This is a genomic window from Solibacillus sp. iso_87, assembly GCF_056173085.1.
The window spans coordinates 1,174,382-1,193,117 of sequence record NZ_CM149656.1; the positions used below are offsets into that span (position 1 = coordinate 1,174,382).

An 18,736-nucleotide genomic window follows, 5' to 3' on the forward strand; every position below is an offset into this window, starting at 1 on the left:
CATGAGCTTTTTAGAAGTGTTATACTTTATCGTCCCTTCTGCCCTTTTATACGCAACACCGCTTATTTTAACAGGTATCGGGGCTCTATTCTCGGAGCGTGCAGGGGTAATCGGTCTTGGTGTTGAAGGGTTAATGATTGTCGGTGCATTTACAGGTATTTATATCAACTTAGAATACTATGATGACTTTGGTAGAAACGTAATTTGGCTTGCATTACTTGCTTCATTATTAGCAGGAGCAATTTTCTCGCTAATCATTGCAATCGCAGCAGTAACATTCCGTGCAGACCAAACTGTAACGGGTGTTGCACTAAACATGCTTGCTGCAGCAATTACAGTTTTCTTAGTAAAACTGATTTACGGTAAAGGTCAAACAGATATGGTTCAAGCACCATTACAACGTTTTGAAATACCGTATTTATCCGATATACCGTTTTTAGGACCATTGCTGTTCCATAACGTATATTCAACAACTATTATCGCGTTCATCGTGGCAATCGGTGCGTGGTTCGTGCTTTACAAAATGCCATTCGGTTTACGTATCCGCGCAGTTGGGGAACACCCGATGGCAGCAGATACAATGGGTATTAACGTAGCGAAAATGCGCTACATCGGCGTTATGATTTCCGGTGCGTTAGCAGGTGTCGGTGGTGCATCATTAGCCATGACATCATCTAGTGATTTCTCTGCATCAACAGTAGCCGGACAAGGATTCATCGCCATCGCCGCTATGATCTTCGGTAAATGGCATCCAATCGGAACATTAGGTGCCGCACTATTCTTCGGCTTGGCACAAACATTAAGTATCGGTGGAGGGAACATCCCATACATTCAGGAGATCCCACCAGTAATCCTGCAAGTCCTACCATACGTCCTGACAATCCTGGCATTAGCAGGCTTCGTAGGAAAAGCAGTAGCACCAAAAGCATCAGGCGTCCCATACATCAAAGGAAAACGCTAATTATAAAAACAACCGTCTGTACAAATTGGATTTGTACAGGCGGTTTTTTGTGTTGATTGAGTGGGGCGGGGAGATTTATTAGCCGAGTTGTAGGGGAAAGTAGAACATCTTGAAGTGAAAGTAGAAAGATCTCCGGCTAATGTAGAAACTATTCAAAGATAAGTAGAACGAATCGCCGGTAAAGTAGAAAGCGTGGAATTTATTAGCCAAGTTACGGGAGAAAGTAGAAAGTTCTACTGCTAATGTAGAAACTATTCAAAGAAGAACGAATCGCTGGTAAATTAGAAAGCGTGGAATTTATTAGCCACGTTACGGGAGAAAGTATTAGCCAAGTTGCGTTTAAGCGTGAACTTTGAATTTAAAGGGAATAAAATTCACCGTACCTTGATTCAAATTGAATAAGAAGCCCGAACCTTATATAAAACCATAGTTGTGCGGAGTGGAGGGGCCGACTCCTTGGGGGTTAAGCGTGCGCGGAAAATCCACTTGATGTATGCCGCCGTAGAGGCATACATCAAGTTAGTTGGAGCCACGCCCCCAAAAGAATAAAGGAACGAATGCTAAGGGCGTCACATCGTGTGACAACGCATTCGTGACCAACATCGTGTTGGCCTCCCGTAACGCAGCACAACGACCCCCATTAAGAAACGCAGAAAGCGTAAAGAAATTTTATTTGAAAAAAGAAATATTTTTAATTTTAACTGTTCATACTTTTTATTCATAAATGTCACGAATTAGGGAACACTTAGTACGGATAATAACTTTGCACAAATCAAGGCAACACATGTATAGTAGAGAAGAAGCATTTATATTTATATTCACGAGGTAGTCAGGAGGAGTTTTTTTGTTTTTAACAACAGAAATTGCGAAAGGTGTTTCGCTTCATATACGACAAACCGCCCAATTTAAAACGGTGAACTTTTCGATCAAATGGAGAGCACCATTAAATGAAGAAACAGCGGCACAGCGTACAGTATTATCGAATGTTCTGCAGCACAGCAACGAAAAATTTCCAACATCGGCAAGTTACCGCAGCTATTTAGATGACCTGTTCGGCACAGTATTGTATTTTGACACAGCAAAGCGCGGTCAGGAACATACAGTACTATTAAATGTCGAAACAGTAAATGACCAATATTTATCGCATGGCAATGTATTAAATGAAGTAATCGACCTGATCCAGGAAGCGATCTTCAAACCGAACTACGAAAACGGCGTATTTAAAGAATCAATTGTCAACCGTGAAAAAGAAATGGTCATCCAACGTATCCAATCAATTTTCGATGACAAGTCACGCTACGCACAAAAACGTTTAACAGAAATTATCCGTCCAAACAGTGCAGCATCATTTTCTGCAAACGGTAATATTGAAGCCGTAAAAGCAATTACACCACAATCATTGACAAAAACATATGAAGATATGCTAGCAAATGATGTCATTGATATTTACGTTGTCGGTGATATTAATGTAGAAGAAATGGCAGAAAAGTTAAAAGCAGCATTCGCATTTGCTGAACGTAATGCGCTACCAAAAACACAAGAAGAAACAACTCCAGCAAACATTGAACCGTACACGAAAGAAACGCAGGAAATGAAACAAGGGAAACTGCATATCGGCTACTCGACACCAGTACGATTTGGCGATGAAGATTTCCCAATCATGCAAATTTTCAACGGTATTTTTGGCGGATATGCCCACTCAAAACTGTTTATGAATGTCCGTGAAAAAGAAAGTTTAGCTTATTATGCATCAAGCTCTTATTCTTCACAATACGGGTTACTGTTTGTGGTGTCAGGTATTGAGCCGGCAAATGAAGAAAAGGCACGCAAATTAATTGCCGAACAGTTAAAAGTGATGCAAAACGGTGAAATTACCGATTTGGAATTGGCGCAAACGAAAGCGATGCTCATTAACCAGTTAAAAGAAGCATTGGATTCACCTCGTGGCCAAATCGAAATTTTTGACCAATACAAAGTATTAGACGAACCGTTTACTATGGATACGTGGACTGCACGCTGGCAATCTGTGTCAAAAGAAGATGTGCAAAAAGTGGCACAGGATATTAAATTAGAAGCAACGTATTTCTTATGCGGTAAGGGGGAGTAATCCATGGAAACAATTGAATTCCAGCAATTAGATGAAACATTATATTACAAGCAGCTAAACAATGGATTAGACGTATACATTTTGCCGAAAAAAGGCTTTTCAAAAACATTTGTGACATTCACAACGAAGTATGGTTCGATTGACCGTACATTCGTACCAATCGGAGAAACAGAGCCGATTACTGTTCCTGATGGGATTGCACATTTTTTAGAGCATAAAATGTTCGAAAAAGAAGACGGGGATGTATTCCAACAGTTCAGTGAAGTAGGCGCGCAGGCGAATGCGTTCACATCATTCACCCGCACAGCGTACCTGTTCTCTGCAACGGACCATATTTATAAAAGTACGGAAACATTACTGAATTTCGTACAGGAGCCGTACTTCACGGAAGAAACGGTAAATAAAGAAAAAGGCATCATCGGGCAGGAAATTACAATGTACGATGATCAGCCGGATTGGCGTTTATATTTTGGTGCGATTGAAAATATGTACCACAACCACCCGGTGAAAATTGATATTGCCGGCACGATCGATTCAATTGACGGAATTACAGCCGAGCATCTGTATACGTGCTACAATACGTTCTACCACCCATCAAACATGCTATTGTTCGTAATCGGTGCAGTAGACCCTGTTGAAATGATGGCATTTATTGAAAACAACCAAAACAAAAAGACGTTCCAGGAGCCGACTGATTTGAAGCGTCTGTTTGATGAAGAACCATCAAATGTGGCGGAAAAAGAGCGCGTGCTTCATATGGATGTTCAAAAGCCAAAAGTGTATGTCGGATTAAAGGCGAAGCAGGTTGATTTAAGCGGCGAAGAAATGCTGAAGCATGAACTTGCTGTACAAATCGGCGTTGAATGCTTATTTGGCCGCGCTTCATCGTTCTATACAGATGTGTATGAAAACGGCTTAATTGACGAGTCATACGGCTATGATTTCTCATTGGAAAACGGCTATGGATTTGCACTGATCGGCTCGGATTCAGAGCAGCCGGAACAGCTTGCCAAATTGATTAAAGAAAAGCTGGCAGAAACAGAGCAAGGAAACTTATTCACTTCTGAAGATGTAGAACGTATTAAACGTAAAAAAATCGGTTTCTTCCTGCGTGCACTAAATTCCATCGAATTTATCGCCAACCAGTTTACACGTTACAAGTTCAACGACATGAACTTGTTTGATGTTGTACCGGTGCTTGAAACAATTACAGTCGAAGATATCGAAAAAGCATTCGCAACGATTCAAGGCGAAGAACAGCAAACGGTGTTTACGATCATGCCGGTTAGCGGGCGCGATCGAAAATGAAGAAGTTTGCATTAGTTTGCGGTGCTTCAGGTACGATTGGGCAAGCAATTTGCCAGCAGTTAGCACAGGATGGCTGGTCACTCTATCTGCATTATCATACTGGGCATACTGTCATTGACAGTATGCTTCAAGTGTTTACCGAGAACTTTCGGGATCAGGAGTTTATCCCGGTAAAAGCAGATTTCAGCAGTGACACCGGGGCGGAGCAAATTGCCGCCCAAATTTATTCATTGCAGGCGATCGTTTTTGCGAACGGCCATGCATTTTATGATTTACTGGAAAACACACCAGCCGAGGAAATGACGAAACTTTGGCACGTCCATGTACAAAATCCGATGCGGACGACGGCACTGCTCGCAGGCAAATTACGAGCGAACAAAGTCAGCTATGTGCTTGTAATTGGTTCGATCTGGGGAGACGTCGGAGCAGCAGGCGAAGTTGCCTACTCAGCTGTAAAAGGCGCACAGCACAGCTTCGTGAAAGCATACTCTCAGGAAGCGGCGTTTAGCGGCATTCGAGTTAACGCGATTGCACCTGGAATTATTAATACGAAGATGAACGCAAAGTTCGATGCCGAGGAACGCGAAGTGATCGAAAGCCAAATTCCTTTGCAATCATTTGGCGAAGCGCTCGATATTGCCAATATGGCGGCTTTTTATTTGAGCGGACGCGCTGATTATGTAACAGGACAAATAATTCGAGTTAATGGTGGCTGGTACATATAATTTCCCGATATCCGCACATACTATTTGTGCGAGAGGAGGGAAAGCAAATGGGAATTTTACAAAACTGGGAACAGTGGACAAGCTTCTTAGGTAAACAAGTATCCGATGCAAAAGAAAGCGGCATGCCTAATAAAATGATTGAGAAAGCCGCAGTTCAGATTGGCGAGTATCTTGCGAAAAACGTTGACCCACAAAATGAGCAAGAGCGCGTGTTATCTGACTTATGGTCTGTTGCCGAAAAGGACGAAAAGCAAGCGATTGCAAGCTGTATTATGAAGCTCGTTCAAAATAAAGCAACACACTAATTAGTTTTACGAAAAAATGTCACTCGCTGCATTAGTGAGCGGCATTTTTTTATGTATACGAAAGTGGCGAATGAGCTCTGAATTGGCGATTAAATATGGAATTGACGATTAAATACTCATGATTGTCGATTAATCACTATAAAATGGCGAATAAGCCCGTTGCGTTGACGATTAAATGGTCAAAACTGACGAATATCTCTATAGAAGTGGTGAATAAATTAACCTACATAAAAAGTGGCGATTATTCCATAGATATTGACGAATAACTTAATGAGAAAGTCTAATAAATTCCCCTTCTTATAAACAAAAATTCCTTGCATCATTTTCTAATAGTACCAATCTCCAACTGTAAATGCACGATTGTCCAACATTGATACTTCTAGAACGCGTTTTTCAAAAATTATTTCAAGAAAACTAACAAAAACGTGGCTTTCTAACTTTTCAATAGGTAGAAAATCCGCTATGATGGAACTTGTAAGAAATAAATACGTTTCTATTATGAGGGGACAGATACAAAATGGGCGAATGGTATTTTGAATATGAAATTCAAGTGAATCGACCAGGTTTATTAGGAGATATTGCATCGCTGTTAGGAATGCTTCGCGTTAATATTGTCTCGATTAACGGTGTGGATGAGGAGCATCGAGGAATGCTGTTATCTACAGAGAACGAAGAATCTATCCAGCGTTTTATTTCAATCGTCTCAACAATGGAAAATATAAATGTTACAAGATTTCGTGAGCCAAAACTGCGTGATCGATTGGCTGTTCGGCATGGGCATTATATACCGAAAGATGCGGATGAAAAAAATACATTCCGGTTCGTACGTGACGAATTAGGAATTTTAGTTGATTTTATGGCCGAATTATTTAAAAAGGAAGGGCATAAATTAATTGGGATCCGTGGAATGCCGCGTGTAGGAAAAACAGAATCAATCGTTGCTGCAAGTGTGTGCGCGAATAAAAAATGGATTTTCATTTCTTCTACTATGATTAAACAAACCGTCCGGAATACGTTAATGGGCGATGAGTTTAATGGGAATAATATTTTTATATTGGACGGTGCCGTAACACGTCGCTCGACGGATGAACGCCACCAGCAGTTAGTTCGGGAAATCATGGGTATGCCGACGATTAAAGTCATTGAGCATCCAGATCTGTTCGTACAGCATTCATCATATAAAATAGAAGATTTTGACTATATTATCGAATTGCGCCATGAGCCGGATGAAGAAATAACATATGAAATTATCGAAAAGAATAATATGTTATCGAGTACAGACCATTTTGGCGGGTTTGATTTTTAGTAAATAAGAGGGCTTAGTGCCAACTTTATTTGAATATATTAAAAGTAGGTGTTTTTTTTGACGGAACTAGGAGCTCGCTTGAAGGAAGCGAGATTAGCTAGAGGTTATAGTTTAGATGATTTACAAAATATCACTAAAATCCAAAAACGTTATCTAATAGGAATCGAAGAAGGCAACTATACAATTATGCCTGGTTCTTTCTATGTACGTGCCTTCATCAAGCAGTATGCCGAAGCAGTCGGACTGGATGCGGATGAAGTATTAACTGAGTATCGAAAAGATATTCCGGAAATGCAAAAAGAAGAGGTCGCCCAATCATTCACACAAAGTCCGAGTCGCCGCAATATGAAAGCGACATCGAGCAATAAGATGATGGAAGCAATGCCGAAATTGATCGTCGCATTGTTTGCGATTGTCATTATTATTGTAATTACAACTCTATACATCCAAAAAACGGGCAGTGTGCCAGATGTAGTAGAAGAAGACAATAAACCGATCGAATACGAACAAAATCCAAATTCAACACCAACAAAACCTGTTGAAGACAACGAAGAAAACACAGAAGTAGATGCTGAAGAAACCGTTGAACCTGAAGAACCTGTCACAGAAGAGCCGGTAGCAGCGCAAACAGTCAGTGAAGGTGTTGTACAAGGCGAAGATTCAACATTTGAAGTATCAGGAACAGACAGTTTGAAGATTCGTGTTGAAGTAGCAGGTGATACATGGGTTGGTATTCGTAATGAAAACCGCCAAGAGCAAGTAAATGCACGTGTCTATAAAGCTGGAGAAGTAGTAGAACATGATTCAACGGCAAACGGTTATGCACGTATTCGCTTAGGAAACTCAAAAGTGGCAAAAGTTTACGTAAATGATGTAGAATTAGCTTACGCACAAGATATGGTTTCTCAAAACGTGATTTTAAAATTAGTGAATGAAGGACAAGGAGAGTAGTCATCTAAATAGATGGCTCTTTTCTTTAGACGAAAGGTGTTAGCAAATGAACATTCCAAATAAGATTACAGTCTCGCGCATTTTATTGATCCCACTATTTGTGATTGTAATGATGTTTGATTTTGGTTGGGGCAATATGACGCTGTTTGGCGCGGAAATGCAAGTGAACTACTTTGTGGGGGCACTGATATTTATTTTCGCTTCGGCAACGGACTGGGTAGATGGCTACTATGCCCGCAAATATAATTTAGTGACGAACTTAGGAAAGTTTCTGGACCCGCTTGCAGACAAGCTGCTCGTTTCTGCTGCCTTTATTTTATTGGTGGAAATCGACCTGGCACCTGCATGGATTGTCATTATCATTATTTCGCGTGAATTCGCGGTAACGGGACTTCGACTGATTTTAGCAGGACAAGGGGAAGTCGTAGCGGCAAACCAGCTTGGTAAAATTAAAACTTGGGCCCAAATCGTGGCGATTTCTGCATTAATTTTACACAATACGATTTTTACATTAGTTGGCATACCTTTTGATATGATTATGCTTTATGTAGCATTATTCTTTACAGTATGGTCTGGATGGGATTATTTCTATTTAAACCGTCGTGCATTATTGGATTCAAAATAAATAAAATTTCTAAAACTAGGTTAGAATTTCTTTTAGGATAGGTAATAGTAATAAGTATCCATAAAAGATAGAACAAGACTCGTGAATGCGAGGAATGTTTTTCTAATCTAGTTTTTCTTTATTTTTACAGCAGTTGCCAACACAACTGCTGTAAGAAAAGCCTCTGGCAGATGTCACAGATTTTCTAAAGGTACTTTTGAGTATACGCTAGAGCGTATTCTCAAAAAATCTGGACTCAATTACGCCAAGGCGAAATTGATCTATAGGGGGTTTTAGGAATGAATGCAGAAATTATAGCGGTAGGATCGGAATTATTATTAGGGCAAATCGCCAACACGAATGCGAAATTTATTTCGAGCCAGCTTTCGGAACTTGGCATTAATGTTTATTATCATACAGTTGTGGGAGATAACGAGGCGCGGCTTTTGGAGGCAATCAAAATTGCGGAACAGCGAGCGGACATTATTATCTTCTCAGGTGGTTTAGGTCCGACGAAGGATGATTTAACGAAGGAAGCGATTGCGAAACATTTGAATCGTACATTAGTGTTTGATGAAACGGCGCTGTTTGCAATTGAAGAGTTCTTCTCGAAGCAAAGACGACCAATGACGGAAAACAACCGGAAACAGGCGCTTGTACTGGATGGCTGTGATGTTTTGCTGAACCAGCACGGGATGGCACCGGGAATGTTTTTAGAGGAAAATGACCGTATTTATATTTTACTGCCGGGTCCACCAAAAGAACTCGAGCCGATGTTCCAATATGAAACGAAGCCAAAATTGGCGGCACTTCTACATGACGGCGGGGTAATTTTATCGCATGTACTTCGTTTTTACGGTATCGGCGAAGCAGACCTGGAAACCCGCATACAGAACATTTTGGATGAACAGACGAATCCAACCGTTGCCCCACTTGCTTCAGATGGTGAAGTAACTTTGCGCATTACCGCAAAAGCTCAAAATGAACCACAGGCTTTCCGTCTAATTGAATTGAAGAAACGTGAAATTCTCGATATTGTCGGAGAATACTATTACGGGGTAAATGATGAATCATTAGGCTTCAAGCTTGTGCAAATGCTTCTTGAAAATGAATTGACTGTTTCCGCTGCCGAAAGTTTAACGGCCGGTCTGTTCCAGTCGGAGCTGGCAGAAGTTCCGGGTGTCGGATCCGCATTAATCGGCGGTGTCGTAACGTATACGAAAGAAGCGAAAATCAAGCACCTCGGTATTTCCGGTGAACTGCTTGATGAATACGGAATCGTCAGCAGTGAATGTGCTACGGCAATGGCGACACAAGTCCGTGAAAAGTTCGGTACAGATATCGGTGTCGGACTGACGGGTGCAGCAGGACCGGGGGATCATGACGGACAGCCTGCGGGATCTATCTGGGTTGGTATTAAAATTGGTGACACAGAGCCATTAACGTATCGACTGCAATTAACCGGTTCAAGAAATACAAACCGGATCCGCGCGGTGAAGTTTACGTTCAGCTATTTAATGAGAGAATTAGCGAATCAAGGTTACAAAAAGCTGATTTAGTTGTCAGTTTCTTTTGAAAAATACGGTTTGGTTATTGATATAAAGGCATTTAGAAACATTCAAAGGAAAAGCGAAAATATGTTCGCTTTTTTCTTGAATGTTATCTCATTAGCAAGTATAATAGAGACATAAGTTAAATAAAGCTTTTTCTTAAGGAGGAAATAGTTTGAGCGATCGTAAAGCAGCATTAGATATGGCGTTAAAACAAATAGAAAAACAATTCGGTAAAGGTTCTGTTATGAAGTTGGGTGAGAACTCGAACAACAAAATCGATACTACTTCATCAGGCTCTATCGCAATTGATGCAGCACTAGGTATAGGCGGTTACCCGCGCGGACGTATTGTAGAAGTTTACGGACCAGAATCATCTGGTAAAACAACAGTTACATTACATGCCATCGCAGAAATACAGGCTAACGGCGGTACAGCAGCATTTATCGATGCTGAGCACGCACTTGACCCAGTATACGCACAAAAATTAGGCGTTAACATTGACGAATTATTATTATCACAGCCGGATACAGGTGAACAAGCACTTGAAATCGCGGAAGCATTAGTACGTTCTGGCGCGATCGATATTATCGTAATCGACTCTGTAGCAGCATTAGTGCCAAAAGCAGAGATCGAAGGCGAAATGGGTGACTCGCACATGGGTCTCCAAGCACGTTTAATGTCACAGGCATTACGTAAATTATCAGGTGTTATTAACAAATCGAATACGCTTGCTATTTTCATCAACCAAGTTCGTGAAAAAATCGGTGTTATGTTCGGTAACCCGGAAACAACAACAGGTGGACGTGCCCTTAAATTCTACTCTTCTATCCGTTTAGAAGTACGTCGCGGTGAAGCGATTAAGCAAGGTACGGAAATTATCGGTAACAAAACAAAAATCAAAGTCGTAAAAAATAAAGTAGCACCACCATTCCGTACAGCGGAAGTTGATATTATGTACGGTGAAGGGATTTCAAAAGAAGGCGAAATCGTCGACATCGGTGCAGAACTGGACATCATCCAGAAGAGCGGTTCTTGGTATTCTTACAACAGCGAACGAATTGGCCAAGGTCGTGAAAATGTAAAACAATTCTTCAAAGAAAACCCTGCGATCAAAGAAGAAGTAACAGAAAAAATCCGTCAACATTTCGGTATCGGCGAACTAGGCTACACAATCGGCGCCAACGATACAACTGACGAAGAAGAACTGGATGAACTAGAATTATTCGAAGACGAAAAAGAATAATGTTACAGACCCAAGCGAAGTAGTTTGCTTGGGTTTTTGTTTGTTTTTGTACGGGAAGGCAGTTACGGAATAGACGGAAATGAGCGTTCTACTTCTGGGGTCCCTGATTCTACATTTGGGGTGAAACGTTCCATATATCGTGCGGGGGATTCTACTTTAAGTGTAGAGCTTTCCACTTTAAGCTGAATAGATCTACTTTCCCTGGGAAGCCGGCAGATAAAGGAGGAGTGTTCTACTTACAGAGTCACTTGTTCTACATAAGGGGAGAAATGTTCTACATATCTTGAGGGAATTTCCACTAAACCCAGAGCATTCCACATTAAGCCGGAAAAATCCTCCATTCCACCTTGACAGTTCCACTTTCCGACCGAAATCTTCTACTTTCGCAGCCCAACCCCAAAAAATATAAAAAACCCCTTAAACCATGGCTATTCTTGACATACCTTATTTTGAACTATACAATTAAAATGTATAATTTCTAAATTTTGAAATGAATAGGCGGTATGTTTGAACAATTCAGATATATTTAGCCGACTAAGAGAACATCAGACATATATAGGCATAGGAGGGAAACGATATTATGGAAATGATACTCCCTGCTTTGCTAGGATTCGCTGTCGGTGTCGCTGTTATCTATTTCTACATGAAAAACGTGAATGAATCAAAAGTGACTGGTGCAAAGCATGTTGCCGAACAAATCGTGGAAGACGCGAAACGTGAAGCAGATGCACTTAAAAAGGAAGCACTGCTTGAAGCAAAGGATGAAACTCACAAATTTCGAACTGAAGCGGAAAATGACATTCGTGACCGTCGTGGAGAGCTTCAGAAACAAGAGAACCGTTTATTGCAAAGAGAAGAAAACCTTGACCGCAAAGATGATACTCTGAACAAAAGAGAGATAAGCTTAGAGCGTAAGGAAGAAGCTCTGGCTAGCAGACAACAGCATATTGAACAGATGGAAAGCAAAGTAGAACAACTTGTTGCAAGTCAAAAGACTGAGCTTGAGCGCATTGCAGCTCTGACGCGCGAAGAAGCGAAAGAGGTTATCTTGAAGGAAGTTGAAAACGAACTTTCTACAGATATCGCTGTAATGACAAAAGAATCGGAATTGCGTGCAAAAGAAGAATCGGACAAAAAGGCTCGAGAAATTTTATCACTTGCATTACAACGCTTTGCAGCTGACCATGTTGCAGAAACAACTGTGTCCGTTGTAAATCTGCCGAATGATGAGATGAAAGGCCGTATCATTGGTCGTGAAGGCCGTAACATCCGTACATTAGAAACACTTACAGGTATCGATTTAATTATTGATGATACACCTGAAGCTGTTATTTTATCCGGCTTTGATCCGATCCGCCGTGAAACAGCTCGTCTTGCATTGGAAAAACTAGTTCAAGATGGTCGTATTCACCCGGCACGAATTGAAGAAATGGTTGAAAAATCTCGCCGTGAAGTGGATGAGCAGATCCGCGAAACAGGGGAGCAAACAACATTTGAAGTAGGTATTCATAATCTGCATCCGGATTTAATGAAAATTCTTGGTCGTATGAAATACCGTACAAGCTATGGTCAAAATGTATTGAAACACTCAATCGAAGTAGCCCACTTAGCAGGATTACTTGCTGCTGAACTAGGCGAAGATGTGACATTAGCGCGTCGTGCAGGTTTACTGCATGATATCGGTAAAGCAATTGACCATGAAGTTGAAGGAAGCCACGTGGAAATCGGTGTGGAACTGGCAACGAAGTATAAAGAACACCCAGTTGTTATTAACTCAATTGCTTCCCACCACGGTGACACAGAAGCAACTTCAGTTATTGCAGTACTTGTAGCAGCAGCAGATGCATTATCAGCAGCTCGCCCAGGTGCCCGCAGTGAAACATTAGAAAACTATATTCGCCGCCTTGAAAAGCTGGAAGAAATTTCGGAAAGCTATGACGGTGTTGAAAAATCATTCGCGATTCAAGCAGGTCGTGAAATACGTATCATCGTACAACCTGAAAAAATCGATGATCTGGCATCACATCGTTTAGCGCGAGATATCCGCAAACGCATTGAAGAAGAACTCGATTATCCAGGTCACATCAAAGTGACAGTTATTCGTGAAACACGTTCTGTGGAGTATGCGAAGTAATAATAATAGTATTTTATATTTTTTAAAAACCCCCATTTCGTAGAAACTAATCTATGAAATGGGGGTTTTTTATTATAAACATTTTAATTTCTCATTTCCACTTTGAATTGCCTATATGTAAACACTATGTGTTAATGTATCAGGTGAAATTACCGATTTAACTTTGGAGTGTTATAATTTAAAGCTAAATTTTATGTAGAGAATGAAAAGATATTTTAGATGACAATATTCTAAATACTATTTTACATTTTATAGAAGAAAAACTTGAATAGTAGGTATATATTAGATGTTTCGAGACTATACTATTAAAAAGATATTTATAGAGTCAATTTTAATGCACTAAGACCGTTAAGAGTTAACGAACCATAGAAATAACTATTCAAATACAACTTCCTTAACTTTCCCACTCTATTATTCACAGCAAAATTCCACTAATTTACTTTAATTAAAACCAATTAGTAATGTGAAAAAATAATAGAAGGAGCTGTGATACGTTTATGCAAATCCCTTTACATGCAAAGCGCTATGCATTCACACAAGTCGTAAAGCTATCCCCAATTGCCGCAAGTAAATTATTATATTGGAACAGATTCAAAACCCGTTTAAACTTGGAAAACCCAAAAACCTTTAATGAAAAATTAATGTGGCTCAAACTATTTGAAGATGTTGAATTTAAAAGAAGATTTACTGACAAAGTGAAAGCTCGCGAATATATGATCACAGTCGGCTACAACTATTTACTGCCGCCGCTGATCGGTATTTTTGATGAAGTAGAAGATATTATTTTCGAGCAACTGCCGAGAAAATTTGTGCTGAAATGTTCTCACGGAGATGGCATGACAATTGTTTGTGAGAATAAACGGGAAATGGATTATCGGGAAACAAGGCGGCAATTAGCGGAAATGATGGAAACGGATTATTCGCTGAAATATGCGGAACCTCACTATGCATCGATACTGCCTAGAATAATAATCGAGCGTTTTATCGAACCGACAACTGGCAATGATACACAAGAATACAACATTCATTGTTTCCATGGGGTGCCGAAGATTATTGAATCTACTTTCCACCGCTTTACACCGAAAGAGCAAACGCTCATGTTAACACCAGATTGGTTCAATACGAATTATGTAAAGAAAAAGTATCCGTTTGATGAAGGAAAAGTAAAGCCCGAGCAATTGGACGAACTGCTCGCCATTGCGAAAAAGCTTAGTAAGCCGTTTACGTATGTGCGGATAGATTTAAAGGTAGTAGACGAGAAAGTTTACTTTAACAACTTTACGTTCACACCGGACGCTTGTTTAAATAACCAAATTCAAGAAGATGACTGTCTGAAGCTTGGGCAATGGCTTGATTTGGATATAGAAAAATCAAGGCATCCAGTTTCTGTAGCCCGTTCCAAATATTAATCACTTTTACTGTTTAGGAGGATTTCCATGATACCGATTGTGTCTATTATTGTGGCAACACATAATGTTGAATATTCGATAAGAGAATGTCTGAAAAGCCTGCAGCAGCAAACATTGCAAGGAATCGAAGTGCTTATTATGAATAATGGTTCTTCTAAAGGAACGGCTCTTATTTGTGAAGAATTCGTTAGTATAGATGAACGTTTTATTTTATTTAATGCGCAAAATCTTACGTTAAGTGAAGCACGTAATTACGGAATTCAGGAAGCTACAGGTAAATATATTGCCTTTGTTGATGGACATGATTTTGTGGAGAGTACGATGTATGAGAAGCTTGTGCAGCGAGCTGAGCAGAAACATGCAGATCTCGTACTGTGCGGCTATACGAAATACTGGCCGGAAACGGAACGCAAAAAACTAGTGAAAGTAAATGAAGCGCTTTTAACCAAACCGAACCCTGTTAATTACTATCTTACAAAGCACAATGAAGCGTATATCGTGCCTTGGAATAAACTGTTTTTACGTTCTATCATTATGGGGGAGCGATTATATTTTGATAATCATCCGTTTTTTGAAGATGTCGGTTTTATTGCGCAGTACTTATCGTTTGCGAAAAAGATAGCCATTGTAAATGAACCGCAGTATAACTTTGTGCAATATGAGGATATGCTGATGAAAAATTATAGCCCGTCGATTGCCCATTCACATGCACAAACATATGCACAAATGAAGCAGTTCTTTGATAAAAGGCAATATCGTAATGTAATTGAGGGATTAAATTTACGTCTATATATTCACCGTTATCATCATGTATTGTTAACGACGTCCAATACACGCCAAGTAAAATCACTGGAACGTCAAATTATCCGGGAAAGCAAAAATTTTTCCCAGCTTCCTTGGAATCTGCGCATTATGAAACCGTTAGTGAAAATGAGGGTGTATCCGGCATTTTTCCGGTTGGTTCATAAAGTAAGGGCTTAAATAGAGGGAGAGAATTCGTTACACTACAAGTAAAATTCGAAGCTGGATAAGGAGGAATATTTGTGATATTAGTCGTTGGTGGCGCGGGCTTTGTTGGGAGCCATGTCGTAAATTTATTACTGGAAAAAGGGCCGGTCGTTGTGTATGATAATTTATCCACGGGACATCGCGGAGCAGTCGATGAGCGGGCTATTTTTATTGAAGGCGATCTATCGGACCAAAAACGGTTAACGCAAATATTTACATTGTTTCCGGTTCAATCTGTACTCCATTTTGTAGCATCGGACTCAGTCAACGAGGCAATGGGGAATCCTGAATATTACTATGAAAATAATGTCGGCGGTACGTTAGCGTTATTGAAAGTCATGCGGGCGTGCAGAGTGAAAAATATCTTGCTCTCTTCAGCCGTTATGGCATGTTCAGGAGGAAATGATTTACAAGGACATAAATGTATGATTGAACAGATGTTGGAAGTTTATACAAAAGCTTATGATATGAATGGGATCGTTCTCCGTTACTGTAAGAGCACTGGTTTACAGGCTGCGGTTAGTGAAAAACCGGAATCTGCGATTGATGGGTCAGGCAACCGTGGCTTTAATAATGTGAGCGATGTAGCAAATTCGCATGTTAGGGCACTTGAAGCGTTGGAGAGGGAGAAGCCATCATTTAGGATGTATGATTTGTCTGAGGTTAGTTCAAAAAACATGCAACCGGAGCATAGATGGCAGGCTGAACAAAATGTACATGAAATGATTGAAGACGCCTGGAATTGGCATGAAAACTCAAAATGTTAGCTTCTTACTCTGTTACAATTCATTTTGTAGCAGTTTTTTTGCGTACAATGTACAAAAAGTGATAAAATGATTAGATGTTGAAGAAGAGAAAGAGTGGTTTTATAAAATGAAAGTATTATTTATTGGCGATATCGTCGGTTCAATTGGTCGCGATGCGGTAGAGCAGTATTTGCCTCGATTAAAGAAAAAATATAACCTTGATGTTGTTATTGCAAACGGGGAAAACGCTGCAGCAGGGCGCGGCATTACTCGTGCGATATATAATGATTTACTGCAAATGGGTGTCGATGTCATTACAATGGGCAATCATACATGGGACAACAAAGACATTTTTGATTTTATAGATGATGCGGATTACTTAGTGCGTCCGGCAAACTTTTCGAAAGATGCACCTGGACGCGGTATGACACAAGTATCGAAAAACGGTGTGACGATTTCAGTTATTAATCTGCACGGACGCGTATTTTTACCGCCGCATGAAGATCCGTTTGCGATGGCAGTCGAAATGGTTGAAGAAGCGAAAAAAACGTCGCCAATCGTATTTGTTGATTTCCATGCTGAAGCAACGAGCGAAAAAATCGCATTAAGCTGGCATCTGGACGGTAAAGCATCGGTCGTTGTCGGAACACATACGCATGTTCAAACAGCGGACAACCGTATTTACCCGGGTGGTACAGCATATATAACTGACGTCGGTATGACAGGTCCATATGATGAAGTGTTAGGTATGGGAAAAGACAATGTTATTTATAAGTTCCTAACAAACATGCCGGCACGCTATGAAGTACCGAAAAAAGGTCGCGCTGTATTAAGTGCCTTCTTTGTAGAAATTGACGACAAAACAGGAAAAGCAATTCGCCAGGAACGTGTAATGATCAATGAAGATAATCCGTTTCAAGCTTAATTGAATATAAATCTAGAACACCTATTACTAAACAAGAAAGGCAGTTGCCTTAGGATTTAGTTATAGGTGTTTTATTCAATTTTCTAAGGAGAGAAAATTTTAGAGGCTTACTGTGAACTACGAGGATTATATTAGAATAGATACTCGGGAATTAAAATACTTTGTAAAAGAACAGATACTTTTTGGCATCCACCATAGAAGATAAAGGGGATTATAGTTGCGACTCTTATTCGTTTATTTTGGAGAATTGACAAGTCATGTTCAGAAAATGAGATAACTAATATGAATAGTTTCAAAGCTTGATGAATATGTTTAAACTACTATATCAATAGTTTAGTACACTAACAAACAGAAAGAAGGGGGCATGTGATGAAAGAGCGATGGAAATCAGGTATTATCGTCGCTATTATTTTTTGTATCGTATCGCTTGTCATCTCGCTCAATGTATAAAATAATAGTACCCCCCCTTACGCTATAAAATTACAGGAGAGTAGAACTTTGTCAAGAACAAGGTCTACTCTCTTTTTTGAAGAAAATGAACAAAATCCATGTTTGCGAAAACAATTGTTCAATAAAAGAGAATGAAAATTAATATCACATCAGCATTATCGATTCGCCTCCATTATTAACCGTGACTGGCAAGCAAATCCTGGCAGGAAATATAAGTGTAAATAACTGTAAAAAATTGAGTGATTATTATAAAGATTATAAAGATTACCGTTACGCTGAATAATTTCTTACAGTAGTTGTAAAAAACGGATTCTAATTGCTTCATAAAGCGCATACAATGACGTACAGGCAATAAAAATTGCCTAAAAAGATAAAGCAGTACTAGATGAGGAGGAAATAGCTGTGGATTCATTAAAAGTATCATCTCGTTCTAATCCTAATTCTGTTGCAGGAGCACTCGTTGCGGTTATACGAGAGCAAGGGTTTGCTGAAATGCAGGCGGTAGGTGCAGGTGCGTTAAACCAGGCAATTAAAGCAGTAGCAATCGCTCGAGGGTTTGTAGCCCCAAGCGGCACAGATTTAATTTGTGCGCCAGCTTTCGCGGACATCATCATTGCAGGAGAAGATCGTACGGCATTAAAACTACTCGTTGAAAAAAGAACTCGTTAATTCATGAAGACCCATACACTCGCATAGCACCCAAACTGGGCTAAGCGGGTGTATTTTTGTTTGCGGGGTATATTTAAATAGAAGGGATTTAGATTGGTGGGAGTTTTAATCGTCAATTTTATTTTATATTCGCCACTTTTGCGAGAAAATAAAATTTCTCACTCCATAATCTGAAACCGTGTCTCAGTTATTTTAGAACGCAACCATCTTCCATAACCAATCGTCCTCCAATAAAAGATTTCCCATATAAATTTTAGGGAATAGAAATCTTGTTTTAATTCAAAACAATTGTGTACAGAACTTTCCGTCAAAGGTCTGATTTTTTGACTCGA

General features: G+C 39.9%; 16 protein-coding genes. All 16 read left to right on the forward strand.

Annotation, left to right across the window (positions count from 1 at the left end; all coding sequences use genetic code 11):
* Position 1 precedes the first annotated feature (1 nt).
* The 16 genes from AC0VXV_RS05720 to AC0VXV_RS05795 all read left to right on the forward strand — a co-directional run bounded on the left by AC0VXV_RS05720 (position 2) and on the right by AC0VXV_RS05795 (position 18,404).
* Positions 2-961: an ABC transporter permease gene (locus tag AC0VXV_RS05720; protein ID WP_475530694.1), complete on the forward strand. Its 960-nt coding sequence runs from the start codon at positions 2-4 to the stop codon at positions 959-961.
* An 844-nt stretch (positions 962-1,805) separates the two neighbouring features.
* A complete protein-coding gene (yfmF, locus tag AC0VXV_RS05725) occupies positions 1,806-3,068 on the forward strand; it encodes an EF-P 5-aminopentanol modification-associated protein YfmF (RefSeq protein WP_475530695.1) in 1,263 nt (420 codons plus the stop codon).
* 3 nt (positions 3,069-3,071) lie between these two features.
* On the forward strand, positions 3,072-4,376 hold the full coding sequence (yfmH, locus tag AC0VXV_RS05730; protein WP_475530696.1) for an EF-P 5-aminopentanol modification-associated protein YfmH: 1,305 nt from the start codon (positions 3,072-3,074) through the stop codon (positions 4,374-4,376).
* Complete coding sequence (gene ymfI / locus AC0VXV_RS05735) at positions 4,373-5,101, forward strand: elongation factor P 5-aminopentanone reductase (protein WP_475530697.1); 729 nt, start codon at positions 4,373-4,375, stop codon at positions 5,099-5,101. The genes yfmH and ymfI overlap by 4 nt, the downstream gene beginning before the upstream one ends.
* A gap of 47 nt (positions 5,102-5,148) precedes the next feature.
* Positions 5,149-5,406: a DUF3243 family protein gene (locus AC0VXV_RS05740; RefSeq protein WP_475530698.1), complete on the forward strand. Its 258-nt coding sequence runs from the start codon at positions 5,149-5,151 to the stop codon at positions 5,404-5,406.
* Positions 5,407-5,923: 517 nt separating this feature from the next.
* Positions 5,924-6,712 (forward strand): DUF3388 domain-containing protein, encoded by a 789-nt coding sequence (locus AC0VXV_RS05745; RefSeq protein ID WP_079525352.1) that lies wholly within the window; start codon positions 5,924-5,926, stop codon positions 6,710-6,712.
* 48 nt (positions 6,713-6,760) lie between these two features.
* Entirely contained in the window at positions 6,761-7,663 is a 903-nt protein-coding gene (locus tag AC0VXV_RS05750; RefSeq protein ID WP_475530699.1) for a helix-turn-helix domain-containing protein, read from the forward strand.
* Between the two features lie 46 nt (positions 7,664-7,709).
* Positions 7,710-8,288 carry a CDP-diacylglycerol--glycerol-3-phosphate 3-phosphatidyltransferase gene (pgsA, locus tag AC0VXV_RS05755; RefSeq protein ID WP_350477316.1) on the forward strand — a complete coding sequence of 193 codons (579 nt, stop codon included), beginning with the start codon at positions 7,710-7,712 and terminating at the stop codon, positions 8,286-8,288.
* Between the two features lie 278 nt (positions 8,289-8,566).
* Positions 8,567-9,826 (forward strand): competence/damage-inducible protein A, encoded by a 1,260-nt coding sequence (locus tag AC0VXV_RS05760; RefSeq protein WP_475530700.1) that lies wholly within the window; start codon positions 8,567-8,569, stop codon positions 9,824-9,826.
* A gap of 166 nt (positions 9,827-9,992) precedes the next feature.
* The gene (gene recA / locus AC0VXV_RS05765; protein WP_413077812.1) at positions 9,993-11,063 is read left to right on the forward strand and encodes a recombinase RecA; all 1,071 of its coding nucleotides are present in this window, start codon (positions 9,993-9,995) and stop codon (positions 11,061-11,063) included.
* 580 nt (positions 11,064-11,643) lie between these two features.
* The gene (gene rny, locus AC0VXV_RS05770; RefSeq protein ID WP_475530701.1) at positions 11,644-13,197 is read left to right on the forward strand and encodes a ribonuclease Y; all 1,554 of its coding nucleotides are present in this window, start codon (positions 11,644-11,646) and stop codon (positions 13,195-13,197) included.
* Positions 13,198-13,694: 497 nt separating this feature from the next.
* The gene (locus AC0VXV_RS05775) at positions 13,695-14,606 is read left to right on the forward strand and encodes an ATP-grasp fold amidoligase family protein (protein WP_475530702.1); all 912 of its coding nucleotides are present in this window, start codon (positions 13,695-13,697) and stop codon (positions 14,604-14,606) included.
* Positions 14,607-14,633: 27 nt separating this feature from the next.
* Positions 14,634-15,587, forward strand: a complete 954-nt coding sequence (locus AC0VXV_RS05780; protein WP_475530703.1) for a glycosyltransferase family 2 protein — start codon at positions 14,634-14,636, stop codon at positions 15,585-15,587.
* A 62-nt stretch (positions 15,588-15,649) separates the two neighbouring features.
* A complete protein-coding gene (locus AC0VXV_RS05785) occupies positions 15,650-16,381 on the forward strand; it encodes an NAD-dependent epimerase/dehydratase family protein (RefSeq protein ID WP_475530704.1) in 732 nt (243 codons plus the stop codon).
* 106 nt (positions 16,382-16,487) lie between these two features.
* A complete protein-coding gene (locus AC0VXV_RS05790) occupies positions 16,488-17,285 on the forward strand; it encodes a TIGR00282 family metallophosphoesterase (protein WP_413077816.1) in 798 nt (265 codons plus the stop codon).
* 852 nt (positions 17,286-18,137) lie between these two features.
* Entirely contained in the window at positions 18,138-18,404 is a 267-nt protein-coding gene (locus AC0VXV_RS05795) for a stage V sporulation protein S (protein ID WP_251689152.1), read from the forward strand.
* Positions 18,405-18,736: the final 332 nt, after the last annotated feature.

Bases quoted from the DNA above. Each gene is read 5' to 3' on its own strand.
- AC0VXV_RS05720 (WP_475530694.1), top strand. From the start codon at position 2: ATGAGCTTTTTAGAAGTGTTATACTTTATCGTCCCTTCTGCCCTTTTA.
- yfmH (WP_475530696.1), top strand. From the start codon at position 3,072: ATGGAAACAATTGAATTCCAGCAATTAGATGAAACATTATATTACAAG.
- ymfI (WP_475530697.1), top strand. From the start codon at position 4,373: ATGAAGAAGTTTGCATTAGTTTGCGGTGCTTCAGGTACGATTGGGCAA.
- AC0VXV_RS05740 (WP_475530698.1), top strand. From the start codon at position 5,149: ATGGGAATTTTACAAAACTGGGAACAGTGGACAAGCTTCTTAGGTAAA.
- AC0VXV_RS05745 (WP_079525352.1), top strand. From the start codon at position 5,924: ATGGGCGAATGGTATTTTGAATATGAAATTCAAGTGAATCGACCAGGT.
- pgsA (WP_350477316.1), top strand. From the start codon at position 7,710: ATGAACATTCCAAATAAGATTACAGTCTCGCGCATTTTATTGATCCCA.
- AC0VXV_RS05760 (WP_475530700.1), top strand. From the start codon at position 8,567: ATGAATGCAGAAATTATAGCGGTAGGATCGGAATTATTATTAGGGCAA.
- rny (WP_475530701.1), top strand. From the start codon at position 11,644: ATGGAAATGATACTCCCTGCTTTGCTAGGATTCGCTGTCGGTGTCGCT.
- AC0VXV_RS05775 (WP_475530702.1), top strand. From the start codon at position 13,695: ATGCAAATCCCTTTACATGCAAAGCGCTATGCATTCACACAAGTCGTA.
- AC0VXV_RS05780 (WP_475530703.1), top strand. From the start codon at position 14,634: ATGATACCGATTGTGTCTATTATTGTGGCAACACATAATGTTGAATAT.
- AC0VXV_RS05790 (WP_413077816.1), top strand. From the start codon at position 16,488: ATGAAAGTATTATTTATTGGCGATATCGTCGGTTCAATTGGTCGCGAT.